This window comes from Kineothrix sp. MB12-C1 (assembly GCF_030863805.1).
In the GTDB taxonomy this organism is placed as follows: domain Bacteria; phylum Bacillota; class Clostridia; order Lachnospirales; family Lachnospiraceae; genus Kineothrix.
The window spans coordinates 3,580,781-3,598,582 of record NZ_CP132957.1 but is presented as its reverse complement, the minus strand read 5'-3'; the positions used below and the strand labels follow the sequence as shown (position 1 = coordinate 3,598,582).

Genomic DNA, 17,802 nt, shown 5'->3' with positions numbered 1-17,802 from the left:
TTATTTATCTGTTGACAGTTTATATAAACAAAAATGATCATTATGCTTGTTACTGGGGGGTGCAAGCTGCAAGAAAGGGAAGGTGATTTCTATAGACCATAATGTTTACTCCCAAGTTACTCCAGAGATCGTTCAGCTCGCCAAATTAAGTGAACAGGCTGACATCATCGAATCAGAACTATTTACACAATATGATGTTAAGCGGGGACTGCGAGATGTAAGCGGCAGGGGCGTACTTGCCGGGCTTACACATATCTCCGATGTACGTGCCAATAAAATGGTGGATGGCATACAGACTCCCATTCACGGCGATTTATTCTACCGCGGTTACAACGTCAAAGACCTGGTAACCGGTTTTACAAAAGATAACCGTTTCGGTTTCGAAGAAACCACCTACCTTCTACTATTCGATAAGCTGCCCACCGATAAGGAATTGGAAGACTTTTCTTCCCTGCTTTCCTATTACCGCAGCCTTCCTACCAGCTTTGTTCGTGATATTATTATGAAGGCGCCCAGCCGTGATATGATGAATACCTTAGCAAGAAGCGTTCTCACCTTATATTCCTATGATGACAGGGCAGATGATACCTCTCTTCCTAACGTGCTGCGACAGAGTCTCCAACTCATCAGCCTCTTTCCTCTGCTTTCTATTTATGGCTATCAAGCATATAGCCACTATCATGATGGTAAGAGCCTGTATATTCATCCCCACAGGCCGGAATTATCCACCGCAGAGAATATATTGCATATCCTTAGACCGGACAGCTCCTACACACCTCTTGAGGCACGGATTCTGGATATTGCTCTCGTATTACATATGGAACATGGCGGAGGCAACAACTCCACCTTTACCACCCATGTAGTCACCTCTTCTTTGACCGATACCTATTCCGTTATCGCGGCTGCTATCGGCTCCTTAAAGGGACCAAGACACGGCGGTGCTAATATTAAAGTGGTACAAATGTTTGAAGACATGAAAAACAATATTTCCGATTGGGAAGACGAAGAACAAATATCCGATTATCTCACCAGGCTGCTTCACAAGGAAGCCTTCGACCATGCCGGTCTCATCTACGGTGTTGGCCATGCCGTTTATTCCAAATCAGACCCGCGTGCTGTTATCTTCAAATCCTTTGTCGAAAAGTTATCTGAGGAAAAGGGACTGCAGAAGGAATTCGCTCTTTATTCTCTCGTTGAACGGCTGGCACCGGAAATCATCGAAAGGGAACGGCAAATATATAAAGGCGTAAGTATTAACGTAGACTTTTACTCTGGCTTTGTTTACCATATGCTGGATTTACCATTAGAACTTTATACTCCTATTTTCGCTATTGCCAGAATATCCGGCTGGTGCGCACACCGCATGGAAGAACTTGCCAACAACGGCAAAATCATCCGCCCGGCTTACAAAGCAATCGGGGAGGATCGCTGCTATACCGATATATCGAAAAGGTAAAATAAAAACTAAAATCAAAAAGCCATGTATAAAAGGAACAACTTTTCCTTCCATACATGGCTTTTATATTATGATACCAGGGTCCCAAAGTCATGCGTTTCATGCTTGCATGAAAAAACATGACTTTGGGACCCGCAAAGCATGAGAAAGTAGCCCGAATAGGGCGGATTTCGAATGCTTTAGGATTGCGAGAGTACGAAGTGCATAGCAATCCGTAGGTATCATTATATTATGCAACTATCAAGCACCCGCACAGTTACTCATCGATAAACATTTTACGCGCTCTGCTCGAAGATATCGCGAATAAAATTAATATTACCATAAAACATCCGACAGCAACGAGGGATAAATAGGATGGCCCATTAAATCTCGTTGACACAATTCCGAACAACCCGATAATACATGTAAGGATTCCCATAAAAAGTGATTTGGGGAACATATACCGGATAAAGCCTTCCTTATCGCGAATATTATCTACGTCCACATCCTTACTAACGATGGCTCCACCCGTAATCTTTCCGGTAGTCTTCATAACGATTGCCGTATAAATCAGATAAACACCACTGATTATAATTAGAAAATCAAATATATTCGTATCCACGTTGAGTCCATGCCTTTCTCTGTTACAGTTCAGTAATCTTTTTTTGTCCCTTACTTAAGCTTTAAGAATGCCTCTACCGTCTTTTGCATTTCGTCATTTCCGCAGACATGATCATGCAGTACCGGCGCTGATTTAATCTCTTCAATCGCTTCCGGCACAGCTACATTCGCCAAAGCGGATAATTCATCCACTAATTCAAAATCGGACATACTATCATACTTCTCATCGATAGCATCCATTACACTTCTTGTGAATTTAAACGGGCTCGCTGTGGAGGCGATTACCGTCTTCGTTTCATCCTTTTTGTCTTCTTTATATTTCTCATAAACACACGCTGCTACTGCCGTATGTGTATCGATCACATAGCCTGTCTTTTCATACAAGGCCTTAATCATATCCGCAGTCTCTTTTTCCGAAGCATAACCGCCATAGAAGTCTGCCAAAAGTTCCTTCATATCGGCTGTGACCTCATATTTACCTTCGCCGCCTAATGCTTTCATCAACTGAGCAGTCCGACCCGAATCGTTTCCGGCAACTCGGTAAATCAGACGTTCCAGATTACTGGAAATTAAAATATCCATAGAAGGTGAACTGGTTAACATAAATTCCCTGTTTCTATCATAAACACCGGTCTGGAAGAAATCATACAGTACCTTATTATCGTTAGAAGCACAAATCAGCTTATCGATGGGAAGCCCCATATTCTTAGCATAAAAAGCAGCCAGAATATTGCCGAAATTACCGGTAGGAACGACTACATTAATCTTCTCACCTTCTGTTATTTCTTCTTCTGCCAGAAGTCTCGCATAAGCATATATATAATATACAATCTGAGGAACGAGCCGTCCGATATTAATCGAGTTAGCGGAAGAAAACTGATATCCCTGTTCTCCCATTCTCTCTTCCAGTACCTTGTCCGCAAAAATATTCTTCACTCCGGTCTGGGCATCATCGAAATTGCCGTGAATACCTACCACATATGTATTATCACCCTTCTGCGTCACCATCTGTTTCTCCTGGATGGGGCTTACTCCGTTCTTAGGATAAAACACGATGATTTTCGTTCCTTCTACGCCAGCAAATCCCGCAAGGGCTGCTTTCCCGGTATCTCCCGAGGTAGCTGTAAGGATTACGATTTCATTTGTTACATTATTCTTCTTCGCCGCGGTCGTCATCAGATGAGGAAGGATAGAAAGTGCCATATCTTTAAAAGCGATGGTAGCACCGTGAAATAATTCGAGATAATAAGCACCATCCGCACTAACAAGAGGTGCGATAATTTCAGTATCAAACTTCGAATCATATGCGCGTTCAATACACTGTTTCAATTCTTCTTCCGTAAAATCGGTCAGATACAGTTTCATAACCTCATAAGCTACTTCCTGATATGTCATACCCGATAATTCCTTCATACTCTTTTCGAGGGTCGGAATACTGCTTGGAACGAACAATCCGCCATCCTTAGATATTCCTTGCAAAATGGCTTTCGATGCTGTTACCTGAATCTCATTATTTCTCGTACTGCTATATAATACTTCCATTGAACTACCTCTCCGCCTGTTTTATCTTAGAGTCCCTTTAACGAATTCACCAATTAAAGCAAACACTTGTTATCGGTTCATAAGTATATCATATATTTACTTTCCGCGCAATGTCAGGAAAAGAATTCATGTCCTCCATAAGAAAACAAAAGCGTCAGGCTATTATCGAACCATTTCATTCGTTCGGGATTCGCATGCTTCCTCGAGGCAAAATAAAGCGCCCCCCTCGTAATATCCTCACCGTAAAGCACTTTCTCTACCGCCTCTTTCGTCTCTTCGCTCACACAAATCTTATCATATCTTCCGTCAGAAACAGGGGAGAACTGTGACACACCATTCTCCTTTTGGAATACTACCTCTTTTACCGTATCGGGAAACTTATCACAATCCACCCGGTTCATTACTACTCCGGCCACAAGCATCTTTCCTGTGATATCTTCGCCTCCGGCCTCCGCCTCTACAATACGCAGAAGTACTTCATAATCTTCCTTGGATAGCGTATACTTTGCTTTTCTCTCGATAACGCTATAGTCTACGACTCTTTGTCCCGATGAAGCACGTGATACCATTCGGATGAAGCTGACCGCATCAAGACTTGCGTATTCTTCCATAAATCGAATCTGAAATGCCGGAGTAGCTGCGATTCTATTAATCTGCAACTCTTTCACATTGAACCATGCCACTGCAAGTATCACATTACATAACAAAAGTATTGTTATATTTTTTTTGTACGTTCTCATATCTTCCTATTCCTCTTTTACTCTCCATGAATATTTTATTATTTGATGTATCCATGCCTTATATTTTTGTCACACAAATGTAACAGTTCTTTAATATTTTATACAAAGAGGTGTGAAAATATTTCTAAATTTGTATTCTTTTTTCTAAAATGTTATACTTAGGATAAAATTTTAGCATTTATTGTCATAAAATAGACAATATTAAAGTAAATTTTGCAGGTTATGAGAAAGGAAGGGTTAATTCAATGGAACAGAAATTGCCCGGCGTATATACCGCAAAGAGAAAAGATCATTCCATCTACTATCGTGCATCTATTACCTTTCGGGATAAGCATATTAGCCTGGGAAGCTATGATATCGCTCAAAATGCTCATCTCGCTTACAAAGAAGCTCAAAAATTAATAAATACAGCCGCTTTGTCTATAGATGATTATACGGAATCCTCTTTCTTATCCTTTGAAAAATGGGTTTGCCTTATAAATTTTAGAGATAACAGATTCTACTTCTCCACGCCCATTTATATAAAGCAAAAGTTTTTCTTATATTATCTTTCCCCTTCTTATGTGCTGAAGTTCGATGTCGATGATTTATTTTACTATTCTTCCCATAAAATCATGCGTAGAGGAGGTCACCTTTTCGTTGCTGATTACGGAATGCAGGTGAATATCCTAAATCGCTACGGTATTAAAAATTACGCCGTCGAAGGAAAAGATTACAGGTTTATCAATGGAGACAGTACAGACTTTCGCTATGAAAATATTGAGATTTTAAATCATTTTCATGGAATCACTCACGTGACCTCTCCTGATAACCGAATAAAATATAAGGTGCGTATCCATGTGAAAAGTAATTATGTGGTAGGTACTTACTCCACGGAAACAGAGGCTGCTATCGCTTATAACAAGGCTGTCGATATCTTAAAAAGAAATGGCATAGACCGCAATTATTCCCTCAATTACTTAGAAGGGCTTTCTCCTGCTGCCTATGCCGATATTTATACCAAACTTAAAATTTCTCCGAAAATTATGGAACTCACTTCTCCGAATAATCAATAAAACTAATGTTTAGATCTACCTCGCCGTTTACGCCTCCCACTTGGCCATCTAAGGTATATTGCCATATCTGGAACTGATACGGATAATCCGGCACATCCTCCTGCTGGGATAACCATATATCATAGCCCGTTAGCTTCGTCAAATCGATTTGCTTGATAAGCCATTCTTTTGTTCCATAAATCATAGGTTTATATCCGCCATTTTTCACCGTATCCAGAAATTCCTTGGTAATGGATGTCTTCTGTTCTCTGGAAAGAGTCTCTATCCTCGCCGTATCATTCTGCACATATTCCATATCGAAAGCAACCGGATAGGTTATCTTATAATTGCTTAAATTCTGCATGATGAAGTTAGCTTCCTCCACCGCTTCATCTGTCGTTATAGCCTGTGAAAAGAAATAAATACCGATGTCCAGTCCGGCTTCTGTCGCTTTCGTAATGTTATCTGCGAACTTCTCATCCAACATAATCTGACCACTTCCATAACCTCTGGCCCCCAGACGCAGCATAACGAAATCAATTCCGGATTCCTTCAAACTTACGAAGTCCACCTCCCCATTATATTTGGAAATGTCCGCTCCCAAGTAAGAATTCTTCTTTCCATCCTGATAATAGGCCATTTTGTCCGACTTCATTGTAAGCTTCGTAAAATCATAAGTGTTCTTCTCGAGATAGGGATTGATCAATACCCACTCCTCTGAGCCATCAGTATAAGTGAGGAGAGTATGCTTCCCATCATTGGCCGGATCCTGCTCCTGCTCTTCTTCATAATCGGAATACTTATTCCCTTCCTTCTTGGAGCTTTCTTCCTTGGAATCTTTCTCCTCATCCGCTTTCTCCGCACTGATTAACTCAGGGTCATTTTTCGGATACATATCCCAGAAATCCAAATCGGAAGCTGTCAGTTTATTTTCCCTGTACAGCCTCTCGATATCCTTCATTCTACTGCTTCCATGAGATGTAAGATTGTACTGCTCTGCCAATTCTACGGACGTTTCTCCTGATATATTATCGCCTTCTTCACCATCCGCTTCATGCTCCACAGCTACCACGGAATTTACCTGTTGTGTACTATTTCCTTTCCTTGGCTTATTCGCATTATTGGTAAGCATTACAACGCCCAGAATTAGCAATAGGCTTAAACTAACGCCTATCACCATGTATTTCATCGAGAGCCTAGCTCCCATATCATCATTTTCACCCGGTAATCTCATCGCTTCACTTCTTTTCCATTTCTTATTGCTTAATCTTTATATTCCTATGCTCTTTTTAAAATAGTCTTCTTCGGACATTTCTCCATGCAGACACCACATTCAATACACTTCTCATAGTCGATAGTAGCGTTAAACTCCACAACATCCACCGCTTCCGAAGGACAATTCTTCTTGCATAGCTGACATCCGATACATCCTACACTGCAGGCTTTTGTCGTAACCGGTCCTTTATCTTTGGAGTTACATGCCACTACATACATCGCATCGTAAGGAATCATCTTAATCAATTCCTTCGGGCACTCCTCCACACATTTACCACAAGCCTTACAAGCATCCCTGTCTACCACTGCAACTCCATTTACCACATGAATGGCATCGAAGGGGCATACCCTCACACAATTACCATATCCATGACAGCCATAATTACACGTTTTCGGTCCGCCACCAGGCACATATGCCATCATCCGGCAGTCCTCTACCCCTGAATATTCGTAGTCTCTTGTAGTTTTATCGCAGTCACCCTGGCATTCAACAAACGCTACCATTCTCGTGGCAGCCTCCGCTTCCACACCCATGATCTGTGCGACCGCCTTCCCTACCGCTTCCCCGCCTACCGGGCAGGCATTCACCGCTGCTTCTCCTTTTACGATAGCCGCCGCCAGGCCGGAACATCCCGGAAATCCACATCCACCGCAGTTATTGCCGGGCAGAGCCGCCAATACGGCCTCCTCTCTTTCATCCACTTCCACATGAAACTTAATGGCAGCGACACCGAGAAACACGCCGACAAAAAGTCCTATGGCTCCTATCATCGCCACTGCAATCACAACACCAGTTATACTCATACCACACCTCCTACAATAAGCCTGAAAATCCGCAGAAAGCGATTGCCATAAGTCCGGCTGTTACGAGCACAATAGGCATTCCCTTAAAGGATTCCGGTATATCGTTATATTCCATCTTTTCACGGATTCCTGCCAGAATTAAAATAGCGATGGTGAATCCTACCGCAGTGGCAAATCCATTGACAATTCCTGTCAGAATATCGTATTTCTTCTGAACGTTTACAAGCGCTACACCAAGCACCGCACAGTTTGTCGTAATGAGCGGTAAATATACGCCCAGAGACTGATAAAGGGATGGCATAAATTTCTTTAAAAACATTTCTACAAACTGAACGAGTGCTGCGATGACTAAGATAAACACGATTGTTTGCAGATAAGTAATATCGAACACCTCTAGTACATACTTATAAATCACTCCTGTTACCGCAGAAGCAAGGGTGATAACGAAAACAACGGCGATGCCCATTCCTGCAGCTGTATTGGTCTTCTTAGAAACTCCGAGAAAAGGACACAAGCCTAAGAACTGGCTGAGTACAACGTTGCTCACCAAAGAAGAACCGATCATAATTATCAACAAGTCTTTAATCATTTGTTACACTCTCCTTTTCTGAGGTATCGTAGAATTTATGACTGCAGCCCCCATCGGAACAACTCATGCAATCCTCATTACATCCTGACTGAATTTTCGACATATCTTTCCCCTTCTTCTGCCCGTTCGCCTTGATCTTATTCTGAATAGCCGTAAGCACTGCCAGAACGAAGAAGGCTCCCGGAGCCATAATGAAAATGGTGGCGGGTATATAAGACTCAGGCATAACGCGCAGACCGAACAGCTCGCCGGCACCGAGAATCTCCCTTACCGCACCGATACAAGTAAGAGCGAAGGCGAAACCGAGGCCCATACCGATGCCGTCGAACAAAGAGGGAATCACCGGGTTCTTGGAGGCATATGCTTCCGCTCTTCCCAAAATAATACAGTTCACTACAATCAAAGGAATATAGATTCCCAGTGCATCATATAAAGCCGGAATAAACCCTTCCAACAGTAGTTCCATCATCGTAACAAAAGAAGCGATAACAACGATAAATGCAGGAATTCTTACCTTATCCGGAATAATATTGCGAAGCGCCGAAATCATGGCATTACTGAGTGCGAGTACAACCATCGTCGTCAGTCCCATACCGAGTCCATTCATTGCCGAGGTCGTTACCGCCAAGGTGGGACACATACCGAGCATCAGCACGAAGGTGGGATTTTCTTTGATCAACCCGTTAAAAACTCTTTCTTTTATGCTATTCATTGACGCTGCCTCCTTCTATCAGAATTGTACGGGCATAATAAAGTCCGGCATTCACACCGTTCGTCACCGCGTGCGTCGTGATCGTCGCCCCGCTGATGGCATCGATCTGATTCTCCATGGCCGCTCCCGATTTCACGTATTCGAAACTCTCCACCTTTTTACCCGCAAACTGCGGTTTCAATACTTCCTCTGCACGCATACCCAGTCCGGCAGTTTCAGAAATCGCCAATATAGATATTCCATTCAAAGTTCCATCCGTCTGAACTCCCATCATAAAACGGATATCTCCGCTATATCCTTCGTGATCCGTCACCGTAACTACATATCCGATAAGATTACCGTTCGTATCCAGTGCACTCATCGCTTCATCGATATCCGCACCGTCAAATCCAAGTTCGCTCCACTGCTGGCTTAAGGCATCGCCAGGTTCGCCAATTTCTATCTCTTCAAAGCTGACCGCATCCGTAAATACTTCCCTGCAAGCTTCCTGCTTCGCCTTTTCTACCTGCGCTGCAATCGGTTCCTTCGTCACTTCATAACCTACTCCTAAGAGTAAACCTGCAATCACCGTGATAACAAATAAAATGAGAGCATCTTTCACCATACCTTTTATATGACTATTCATGAACTTTCCCTCCTTTGATACCGAATCCTTTGGGAAGGGTCATTTTCTCCATCAGAGGCACCAAAAGGTTCCCGATAATAATTGCATAGGAAACACCTTCTGCCGACGGGCCGAATACACGGAAAATTCCTGTTAAAACGCCCAGAAAAATGCCGTAAACATACTGCCCATTCTTGGTAATGGGACGGGTCACGTAATCCGTTGCCATAAAAAAGGCACCTAACATCAGACCGCCGCCCGCAAGCTGGGCACTTATATACGCCGGATCGGCTCCATGACCGCCAAACAAGCAAATAAAAATAACAAAGCTCACGATGTAGCTTCCCGGTACTCTAAGGTCGATAACTCCGAGTAACAAAAGGAAACATGCCCCGATAACGATGGCTATCATGGACGTCTCGCCAATCGTTCCTGCCGTCTTTCCGATAATCATATCGAGGATATTAACGCTTTCTCCATTTTTAATCGCCGCAAGCGGTGTCGCTCCGCTGTAAGCATCCACTTCGAAATTCGTCATAATGGAAGTGAAGGAAATAATTAAAAAACATCTGGCTGCCAAAGCCGGGTTCATAAAGTTCTGGCCCAGACCGCCAAAAAGCATCTTTACTACTAAAATAGCGAATACACCACCGATTACTCCAATCCACCAGGGAGCGGAAGAAGGAAGGTTCAGTGCCAATAATAGTCCGGTAACAACAGCGGAATAATCCCCAATTGTTATTTTCTTCTTCATCCATTTCTCGTAGGCATATTCTGTAATAACCGTTGATGCCACCGTTACCACAATCAAAATCAACGCATCGATTCCAAAATTATAAATACCAAATCCTGCTGCCGGAAGCAAAGCGATAACTACGGCAAGCATGACACTGCCTGTAGTAACCTTAGACCGGACATGCGGATTGGATGACACTTTTATCAAATCACTCACTTAGCGCACCTCCTGCTTTTTCTTTTGTTCCGCCTGCTTTGCCGCCCTTTTCGCCAATTGTATCTTACGCATGGACTTTATCGTCTGCGTCAAAGGCTTCTTCGCCGGGCATACATAGCTACAACATCCGCATTCACAGCATTCCATTCCACTGTTCTTAAGGAAGGCTTCTTCATTGTAATTCTCCGCATAATCTGACAATAGCTTGGGCACAATTCTGCCCGGACATACATCCACACATTTTCCGCAATTAATACATGCACTGGGCTCCAATTTGGACGCTTCGTCCTGTGTCAGGCAAAGAAGAGCCGATGCCGTCTTGGTGGTAGGAACATCCAAATTAAAAAGAGCAAATCCCATCATCGGACCGCCGGAAACAATTTTAACCGGATTTTCCTTAAATCCACCCGCCTCATCGATTAACTCGTGATAATTCGTTCCTATTTTCACCATGAAATTACGTGGATCTGCAATCGCATCTCCTGTCACCGTAACAATGCGGTGCATCAGGGGCATTCCTAACATAACTGCGTGATAAACAGCCACAATAGTATCCACATTATCAACGATACAACCCACATCTGCAGGCAGCATCCCTGAATGAATGCTCCTTCCTGTGGTCGCATAGATCATCTGGCGCTCTGCTCCCTGAGGATATTTCGTCTTCAACGCCTTTACACTGATTCTCTTCTCATTCCTCGTCAGCTTCTTAAGTATTTCAATACAATCCGGCTTATTCTCTTCTACTGCTAAAATACCTCTGGCATTGTCGAATAAGCTAAGTATAATCTTCAAGCCTTCCACCAATTTCTCCGGCTCTTCGATCATTCTGCGGTAATCGGAAGTAAGATATGGCTCACATTCCGCACAATTAGCAATCACATATTCTATTTTATCCGGCTCTTTCGGGGAAAGCTTCACAAAGGTAGGGAAACCTGCTCCTCCCATGCCCACTACGCCGGCCTCTTTAATTCTACCTATAATCTCTTCTTTTGACAGTTCTTCTATGGAGGAAATCGGCGAATATTCCACTTCCTCATACTGTCCGTCATTCTCCACTATGATGCTCATAACACTGTCTCCGGTCACAACCCGTCTGGGTTCGAGTGCCTTAACAGTACCCGACACCGTCGCATAAATAGGTGCAGATACAAAGCCTGCTGCTTCCGCAATTTTCTGCCCGGTAAGCACACGATCCCCTTTTTTTACGATGGGCACCGCCGGTGCTCCGATGTGCTGTGATAGCGGATAAACTAACTCCCCCTTAGGCAGCACTCTCTTGACAGGTTTGTCCTTCGACATATCTTTTCCGTCATAAGGATGTATACCACCTGCAAATGTTAATCTTGCCATTTGTCACCCTTCTTTCTCTCGTATTAGCTTGCGGTGCTTCTTCTTGCCAGAAGCAATCCCACATATAATAAATATACTATTTTTCTACAAAAAATACTACTGTAAAATGCAAAAACATGGTATTATAATAACTATTCATAACGACAAACATGATTAAAAAACATGTCCTTTTCGGACAAAAGGAGACTTATGAGAACTTTACGACAAACGATTCATTTTTTCACCTTAGATTATCCTCTTGAAAAAATTGCTCCTCTTGAAAAAATTCTCTTTCTCGATATAGAAACTACAGGCTTCACCGCAAAGAACTCTTCCCTTTATTTAATTGGGGCAGCTTACTATGAGGAAGAAAAATGGCATATTAAGCAATGGTTCTCCAATACCTACGAAGAGGAAGCGGATATCTTATCTGCCTTTTTTCACTTCGCCAAAGACTTCACACATTTGATTCACTTTAATGGAAATAATTTCGATCTGCCTTATCTTCTGCAAAAGTGCAAGCAGTATCATCTTCCCTATCACTTCGACTTTCTTGAGGGGATCGATATTTATCGCAGAATTTCACCTTATAAAGAATTCCTAAGACTTCCAAACTGCAAGCAGAAAACAATAGAACAATTTCTGGGAATCGAGAGGGAGGATCGATTTCATGGGGGAGAATTAATTAGTGTCTATCACACCTACGTCAAAAAACCGACAGATTTCGCCCTGCAGGCACTCACATTACATAACGCTGATGATATGAAAGGGATGCTCCGTATTTTACCGGTTTTATCCTATTACGACCTTTTTCACTCGAATCCGACTCCGAAAAAAGTACAGGCGAACTATTACTATGATATAAACGGCAAACAGCGTCAGGAACTTATTATGAAACTTTCTCTCAGCCCTTCTCTTCCCGTTCCCATTTCCGGCAATGCGAATGGCTGTTATTTCAGAGGAGAAGGCATGGAAGGCAATCTACGGGTTCCTCTTTATGAGGAAGAGATGAAATATTTCTACTCGAATTATAAAAATTATTATTATCTTCCTAACGAGGATACAGCCATCCATAAGTCTGTCGCCTCTTTCGTGGATAAAGAATACCGCATACAGGCAACTGCTGCCACCTGCTATACCCGCAAGCTGTCCTCCTATCTCCCTCAGTGGGATATTTTATTCGCGCCCTTTTTCAAACGGGATTATAAGGAAAAGGAAATCTTCTTCGAGCTAACGGAAGAGATGAAAAAAGAACGTACAGCATTTTCACAATATGCTGCCCACGTTCTCACTATGCTCGCGAATTCTTAATCCCATTAATACAGAGCATTGAAAAAACCGGAACAGCACTTCATCTGTTCCGGTTTTATTTATTACGCTTTCTCATAGAAGAAGGAATTCTTCCTCGCATATCCAATATCTTTATAATTGATAATCTGTTCCGTACTTCCGATAAACAAAATGCCCTTATTAGCAAGCGCCTTCTGGAAATTGACAAATACCTCGTCCTTTGCCTCTTCCGTAAAATAAATCAATACATTTCGACAAACAATCATATGCCAGCCATCACGGTAGGAGTCCTTCAACAAATTGTGGTTGCTAAATTCCACACGCTTCTTCACTTCCTCCGATATTTGATAAGATGGTCCTATTTTGGTAAAAAACTTCCGCTTTAAATCCTCAGGTACATTAACGATACTCTTATCGGAATATAACCCTACCTTTGCCTTTGCAATTACCTGTTTGTCCAAGTCCGTAGCATATATTTTAATCTGCTCAAGGGGTATATGCCTTGATAAAGCCATAACGAGAGAATACGGTTCATCCCCTGTAGAACATGCCGCACTCCATATCTTAAGGTTCTTGCCGAACTTGGAGATGAGTTCCGGAATAATCTCATTCTCCAGCACCTTCCACTGGTCGAGATTACGGTAAAACTCGGATACATTAATCGTAAGGTAATTGACAAATTCTTCGAACTTAGCGCCGTTCTCCTTGATAAAAGTGATATACTTATCGTATCCGACCACATTATTCTTCGCAATCAACGTGTCGATGCGACGCTTCATTTGTTTTTCTTTGTACGCACTCAAGTCAATTTTGGTTAGGTTATAAACCGCAGTTTTAAACCATTCATAATCATAAACCATAGCCCATACCTACCATTTTATCTTATTGTTTATTATTCTTCAGAGCCTTCTTCCTGCTCATTTGCAATTACTGCATCGATATCAACAGATACTACATCTGCATCTGATTCTTCCTCTTCTTCCTTCGGTTCAGGAGCGAACATCGCTTTAATACTTAGGCTGATTTTCTTATCTTCATCATTGAAATCAACTACTTTCGCAGTTACTTCTTCGCCTGTCTTCAATACATCTGAAGGCTTCTCGATATGATCCTTGGAAATCTGAGATACATGAAGAAGTGCATCCACACCAGGCTCTAATTCGATAAACGCACCGAAATCCGTCATTCTTGCTACTCTACCCGTCACTATATTGCCTGCTGCATATTTATCAGCCGCTGCTTTCCAAGGGTTAGCATCATCAAATTTAAGGCTGAGTGCAATTTTATTTCCGCTGATCTCTTTGATCAATACAGTTAACTCATCGCCAACCTTGAATACTTTCTTCGGGTTTTCTACTCTTCCCCAAGACATTTCTGAAATATGGAGCAGTCCGTCTGCACCGCCGAGGTCGATAAACGCACCGAAATCTGTTACGTTCTTAACAACGCCATCTATTACATCGCCTTCTTTAATCGTCTCAAAGAGTTTCTTCTGAAGCTCTGCTCTTTCTGCAACGATTAACTGTTTGCGATCACCGATATATCTTCTTCTCTTAGGATTGTATTCGCTAATAACGAACTGAATCTCCTGACCTGCATATTTGGATAAATCTTTTTCATAGACATCCGATACAAGACTCGCCGGAATAAAGATTCTTACTTCTTCTACAACTACGCTTAAACCACCATCCAATACCTGTGCAACCTTCGCCGTAAGCACTTCTTTGTTATTGAATGCTTCTTCAATTCTTTTATTTCCTCTGTCAGCCGCAAGTCTCTTGTAAGTTAAAAGAACTTGTCCTTCTCCGTCATTTACCTTTAAAATCTTTACCTCCATGGTATCGCCTGTCTTTGCAACAGAAGTCAAATCCACATGGGGTTCGTTGGTATATTCATTTCTCGTCAAAATACCGTCTGATTTATAACCGATATTGAGAATAATCTCTTCAGGCTTTACATCGATCACTGTACCCTCTACTACCTCTCCTGCATGTATTGTTTTAAACGATTCCTCTAACATTTGTTCAAAAGTTAATTCTGACATAATTTTGAACCTCCTCAATTATATTATTTGGGGTCGATGCCCCGGCAGTAATACCGACCGGTGAAGCAGCTTTAGAGAATTCTAAATGCAGGTCATCCAGTGTCTGTATAAAATAAGTGTTTTCACATTCCTCTTTACAAATCTCATATAACTTTCTTGTATTAGAACTGTGAGTCCCCCCTATTACAATCATGGTTTCAACCTGAGACGCAATCTCTTTCGCCTCAGTCTGCCGTTCTTCCGTCGCGTTGCATATAGTGTTAACAACATTAACATTGTAACCTCTTTTTGATAAAATTTCAACTAAATCTTTAAATTTGTTGTAGTTAAATGTCGTTTGGGAAACAATACATATTTCTTCGGTTTTAAACACATCGTTGTTTTCGTTATTTATGAATTGAAAAACTTCCTCTTCGGACTCTATAACTATAGCCTCTGTCGATGCCCAGCCGCGAATCCCTTCTACCTCAGGATGCCCCGGATTCCCTATGATAATAATCTTCCTGCCCGCCGCACTTTCTTTCTCTACAGTCCTATGAATACGCTTTACAAAAGGACAGGTAGCATCTACACATTCGAGCCCTTGCCTTTCGATCAGCTCATAAACATCTCTGGATACACCATGAGACCGTATGATTACGGTTCCCTCTTCTATCTTTTTTAATTCCTCTATATCTTTTATCACCTGTATCCCTTTTTGCTCCAGGTCCTTTACCACTTCTTCATTATGGATAATAGGTCCGAATGTGTATATTTTCTTTCCCTGTTCAATCTGCTCATATACGCTGTCCACCGCTCGTTTTACACCAAAGCAAAAGCCGGCGCTCTTTGCCATTTTCACTTCCATTTATCTATATACTCCTTTCCATCCTAATCGCACAGATTTAAAATAGTCTGTGCCACCTCTTCGATCGTCATAGCAGAAGAATCGATGAGCACCGCATCTTCAGCCTGTCGAAGAGGGGAAATCTCACGATTCATATCACGCTCATCCCTTTCAATAATATCTTGTTCTATTTTATCCAAATCGCAGGGCTCACCTTTCTTCGTAAGCTCTTCGAAACGTCTCTTCGCTCTCACTCTGCTATCAGCAGTCAAATAAACCTTTACATCAGCTCCGGGTAACACACAGGTGCCGATATCCCTTCCATCCATAACTACATCCGCACTTTTGGCCAGCTTTTGCTGGAGTTCTACCAGTTGCTTTCGTACATCCGCATTCACACTGCTGGTTGACGCCATATTTCCCACTTCCTCTGTACGAATCAAAGCGTTGACATTTTCACCATTCAGAAAGACAACCTGCTCACCATTCGCATACTCAATGGTAATATCCGCATCTTTGCATTTGTCACTTATTTTGTCCTGCTCCTTCGGATCTATCTTATTCCTCAGCAGGTAAAGTGCCATAGCACGGTACATCGCCCCTGTATCTATATAAATAAATTGCTTTTGTTTCGCCACCATTTTCGCGATCGTGCTCTTGCCGGCTCCTGCCGGCCCATCTATCGCTATACTATAGCCCATATTAATAACCATGCCTTTCTTATAATCTTATAACCTGTTAATTTTGAACCGAATGCTCTATCGCCGCACTACTGCCTGCCAGATGTCCTGTAGACCAGGCGATTTGCAAATTAAATCCACCCGTTAAAGCATCCAAATCGAGAACTTCGCCCGCGAAATAAAGTCCCCTTACCAGTTTGGATTCCATAGTGGAAGGGTTCACTTCCTTTACAGCAATTCCGCCTTTTGTAATAATAGCTTCCTGAAACGATCTAGTTCCGGTTATCGTCAATTCTATATTTTTTATGAGATTCACGAAGTAATGCCTCTCTTCTTTTGTAATCTCGTTCACCTTCTTCTCTCCGTCAATTCCCGATAAAGTAATAATAACAGGAATCATTTTAGTGGGAAACAGTGCTCCAAGGGAATTCTTAAACTGCTTATTTTTATTTTCTTCGAAGTCCCTCAATACTCGCTTGTCCAACTGCTCTTCACTAAGCGCCGGCTTTAAATCCAGACTAAGTAACGCCTCTTCTTCACGTCTTTTCCCCGTATAATAACTACTCGCACTCAAAATTAGAGGCCCGCTTATACCAAAATGAGTAAAAAGCATTTCCCCAAAACCCTCATAAAACAATTTCTTTCCTTTCGTTCTAAGTGTCACTTTCACATTTTTCAAGGAAAGTCCTTGCAACTGCTTACACCATTCTTCCTTGACGATAAGGGGGACCAGAGATGGGCTTGTGGGCTTTAACGTATGTCCCTGCTCAACTGCCATCCGATGTCCATCCCCTGTGGAACCTGTTATCGGATAAGATATGCCTCCGGTAGCGAGGATCACTGCCTGAGCCTCCTCCTTGCTTCCATCCTTCATTCGAACCCCCGCAATTATTCCTTCTTCTATCAGCAACTCCTTCACAGAAGTGTTCAATCTGATGTCTACCGAAAGCTGCTTCATTCTTCTATGAAGAGCTCCGATCACATCGGAGGAATGATCCGTAACGGGGAATACCCTCTCCCCTCTTTCTATCTTCGTCTTACAGCCATTCTCTTCAAAAAAACGAATGGTTGTTTTATTATCAAATCCATAAAAAGCACTATATAAAAATTTAGAGTTCGTTATTACATTAGCAAATAACTCCTCCATATCACAGGCATTCGTTATGTTACATCTTCCTTTGCCCGTAATATATACTTTTTTACCGAGTTTCTCATTTTGTTCCAGCAAAAGCACCTTACTGCCTTCTTCTGCCGCGGCGATAGCCGCCATCATGCCCGCTGCTCCCCCTCCGATTACAATAATTCTATTTCTGATCATGCTT

At 42.3% G+C, this 17,802-nt stretch carries 18 protein-coding genes; 3 read left to right on the top strand and 15 right to left on the bottom strand.

Features of this window, described 5'->3' with window-relative positions; genetic code table 11:
* Positions 1-82 precede the first annotated feature (82 nt).
* Complete coding sequence (locus tag RBB56_RS16550) at positions 83-1,456, top strand: citrate/2-methylcitrate synthase (protein ID WP_331526044.1); 1,374 nt, start codon at positions 83-85, stop codon at positions 1,454-1,456.
* Between the two features lie 256 nt (positions 1,457-1,712).
* Here the strand turns inward: RBB56_RS16550 and RBB56_RS16545 are convergent, their stop codons facing one another.
* The 3 genes from RBB56_RS16545 to RBB56_RS16535 form a co-directional block, all read right to left on the bottom strand.
* Positions 1,713-2,057 carry a hypothetical protein gene (locus RBB56_RS16545; RefSeq protein WP_306720062.1) on the bottom strand — a complete coding sequence of 115 codons (345 nt, stop codon included), beginning with the start codon at positions 2,055-2,057 and terminating at the stop codon, positions 1,713-1,715.
* 50 nt (positions 2,058-2,107) lie between these two features.
* A complete protein-coding gene (thrC, locus tag RBB56_RS16540) occupies positions 2,108-3,598 on the bottom strand; it encodes a threonine synthase (RefSeq protein WP_306720061.1) in 1,491 nt (496 codons plus the stop codon).
* A 113-nt stretch (positions 3,599-3,711) separates the two neighbouring features.
* Positions 3,712-4,338 (bottom strand): cell wall hydrolase, encoded by a 627-nt coding sequence (locus RBB56_RS16535; RefSeq protein ID WP_306720060.1) that lies wholly within the window; start codon positions 4,336-4,338, stop codon positions 3,712-3,714.
* Positions 4,339-4,583: 245 nt separating this feature from the next.
* On the opposite strand from RBB56_RS16535, the gene RBB56_RS16530 reads away from it, so the two are divergent.
* A complete protein-coding gene (locus RBB56_RS16530) occupies positions 4,584-5,393 on the top strand; it encodes a hypothetical protein (protein ID WP_306720059.1) in 810 nt (269 codons plus the stop codon).
* Here the strand turns inward: RBB56_RS16530 and RBB56_RS16525 are convergent.
* The 7 genes from RBB56_RS16525 to rsxC all read right to left on the bottom strand — a co-directional run bounded on the left by RBB56_RS16525 (position 5,371) and on the right by rsxC (position 11,661).
* On the bottom strand, positions 5,371-6,606 hold the full coding sequence (locus RBB56_RS16525) for a glycoside hydrolase family 25 protein (protein ID WP_306720058.1): 1,236 nt from the start codon (positions 6,604-6,606) through the stop codon (positions 5,371-5,373). The genes RBB56_RS16530 and RBB56_RS16525 overlap by 23 nt on opposite strands.
* 44 nt (positions 6,607-6,650) lie before the next feature.
* Positions 6,651-7,451 (bottom strand): RnfABCDGE type electron transport complex subunit B, encoded by an 801-nt coding sequence (locus RBB56_RS16520; protein ID WP_306720057.1) that lies wholly within the window; start codon positions 7,449-7,451, stop codon positions 6,651-6,653.
* Between the two features lie 10 nt (positions 7,452-7,461).
* Entirely contained in the window at positions 7,462-8,037 is a 576-nt protein-coding gene (gene rsxA / locus RBB56_RS16515) for an electron transport complex subunit RsxA (protein ID WP_306722196.1), read from the bottom strand.
* Positions 8,033-8,752 carry an electron transport complex subunit RsxE gene (gene rsxE / locus RBB56_RS16510; RefSeq protein ID WP_306720056.1) on the bottom strand — a complete coding sequence of 240 codons (720 nt, stop codon included), beginning with the start codon at positions 8,750-8,752 and terminating at the stop codon, positions 8,033-8,035. The genes rsxA and rsxE overlap by 5 nt, the downstream gene beginning before the upstream one ends.
* Positions 8,745-9,377, bottom strand: a complete 633-nt coding sequence (locus tag RBB56_RS16505) for an RnfABCDGE type electron transport complex subunit G (RefSeq protein WP_306720055.1) — start codon at positions 9,375-9,377, stop codon at positions 8,745-8,747. Before RBB56_RS16505 ends, rsxE begins: the two co-directional genes overlap by 8 nt.
* Positions 9,370-10,242: an RnfABCDGE type electron transport complex subunit D gene (locus RBB56_RS16500; protein WP_442905462.1), complete on the bottom strand. Its 873-nt coding sequence runs from the start codon at positions 10,240-10,242 to the stop codon at positions 9,370-9,372. Before RBB56_RS16500 ends, RBB56_RS16505 begins: the two co-directional genes overlap by 8 nt.
* Before the next feature lie 66 nt (positions 10,243-10,308).
* Positions 10,309-11,661, bottom strand: coding sequence for an electron transport complex subunit RsxC (gene rsxC / locus RBB56_RS16495; protein WP_306720053.1), 1,353 nt, complete (start codon positions 11,659-11,661; stop codon positions 10,309-10,311).
* A 189-nt stretch (positions 11,662-11,850) separates the two neighbouring features.
* On the opposite strand from rsxC, the gene RBB56_RS16490 reads away from it, so the two are divergent.
* A complete protein-coding gene (locus RBB56_RS16490; protein WP_306720052.1) occupies positions 11,851-12,951 on the top strand; it encodes a ribonuclease H-like domain-containing protein in 1,101 nt (366 codons plus the stop codon).
* Between the two features lie 62 nt (positions 12,952-13,013).
* On the opposite strand, the gene RBB56_RS16485 is transcribed toward RBB56_RS16490, so the two are convergent.
* The 5 genes from RBB56_RS16485 to RBB56_RS16465 are packed head-to-tail and all read right to left on the bottom strand — an operon-like array spanning position 13,014 to position 17,798.
* Entirely contained in the window at positions 13,014-13,790 is a 777-nt protein-coding gene (locus tag RBB56_RS16485) for a CheR family methyltransferase (RefSeq protein WP_306720051.1), read from the bottom strand.
* 32 nt (positions 13,791-13,822) lie between these two features.
* Positions 13,823-14,974, bottom strand: a complete 1,152-nt coding sequence (rpsA, locus tag RBB56_RS16480; protein ID WP_306720050.1) for a 30S ribosomal protein S1 — start codon at positions 14,972-14,974, stop codon at positions 13,823-13,825.
* Positions 14,955-15,821 carry a 4-hydroxy-3-methylbut-2-enyl diphosphate reductase gene (gene ispH / locus RBB56_RS16475; protein ID WP_306720049.1) on the bottom strand — a complete coding sequence of 289 codons (867 nt, stop codon included), beginning with the start codon at positions 15,819-15,821 and terminating at the stop codon, positions 14,955-14,957. Before ispH ends, rpsA begins: the two co-directional genes overlap by 20 nt.
* A 23-nt stretch (positions 15,822-15,844) precedes the next feature.
* Complete coding sequence (gene cmk / locus RBB56_RS16470) at positions 15,845-16,501, bottom strand: (d)CMP kinase (RefSeq protein WP_306722195.1); 657 nt, start codon at positions 16,499-16,501, stop codon at positions 15,845-15,847.
* A 37-nt stretch (positions 16,502-16,538) separates the two neighbouring features.
* Positions 16,539-17,798 carry an NAD(P)/FAD-dependent oxidoreductase gene (locus RBB56_RS16465; RefSeq protein WP_306720048.1) on the bottom strand — a complete coding sequence of 420 codons (1,260 nt, stop codon included), beginning with the start codon at positions 17,796-17,798 and terminating at the stop codon, positions 16,539-16,541.
* Positions 17,799-17,802 lie beyond the last annotated feature (4 nt).

Excerpts from the sequence above, each read along its gene's own strand:
- thrC (WP_306720061.1), bottom strand. The coding sequence starts at position 3,598 with ATGGAAGTATTATATAGCAGTACGAGAAATAATGAGATTCAGGTAACA.
- RBB56_RS16535 (WP_306720060.1), bottom strand. The coding sequence starts at position 4,338 with ATGAGAACGTACAAAAAAAATATAACAATACTTTTGTTATGTAATGTG.
- RBB56_RS16530 (WP_306720059.1), top strand. The coding sequence starts at position 4,584 with ATGGAACAGAAATTGCCCGGCGTATATACCGCAAAGAGAAAAGATCAT.
- RBB56_RS16525 (WP_306720058.1), bottom strand. The coding sequence starts at position 6,606 with ATGAGATTACCGGGTGAAAATGATGATATGGGAGCTAGGCTCTCGATG.
- RBB56_RS16520 (WP_306720057.1), bottom strand. The coding sequence starts at position 7,451 with ATGAGTATAACTGGTGTTGTGATTGCAGTGGCGATGATAGGAGCCATA.
- rsxE (WP_306720056.1), bottom strand. The coding sequence starts at position 8,752 with ATGAATAGCATAAAAGAAAGAGTTTTTAACGGGTTGATCAAAGAAAAT.
- RBB56_RS16505 (WP_306720055.1), bottom strand. The coding sequence starts at position 9,377 with ATGAATAGTCATATAAAAGGTATGGTGAAAGATGCTCTCATTTTATTT.
- RBB56_RS16500 (WP_442905462.1), bottom strand. The coding sequence starts at position 10,242 with ATGCTTGCCGTAGTTATCGCTTTGCTTCCGGCAGCAGGATTTGGTATT.
- rsxC (WP_306720053.1), bottom strand. The coding sequence starts at position 11,661 with ATGGCAAGATTAACATTTGCAGGTGGTATACATCCTTATGACGGAAAA.
- RBB56_RS16490 (WP_306720052.1), top strand. The coding sequence starts at position 11,851 with ATGAGAACTTTACGACAAACGATTCATTTTTTCACCTTAGATTATCCT.
- RBB56_RS16485 (WP_306720051.1), bottom strand. The coding sequence starts at position 13,790 with ATGGTTTATGATTATGAATGGTTTAAAACTGCGGTTTATAACCTAACC.
- rpsA (WP_306720050.1), bottom strand. The coding sequence starts at position 14,974 with ATGTCAGAATTAACTTTTGAACAAATGTTAGAGGAATCGTTTAAAACA.
- ispH (WP_306720049.1), bottom strand. The coding sequence starts at position 15,821 with ATGGAAGTGAAAATGGCAAAGAGCGCCGGCTTTTGCTTTGGTGTAAAA.
- cmk (WP_306722195.1), bottom strand. The coding sequence starts at position 16,501 with ATGGGCTATAGTATAGCGATAGATGGGCCGGCAGGAGCCGGCAAGAGC.
- RBB56_RS16465 (WP_306720048.1), bottom strand. The coding sequence starts at position 17,798 with ATGATCAGAAATAGAATTATTGTAATCGGAGGGGGAGCAGCGGGCATG.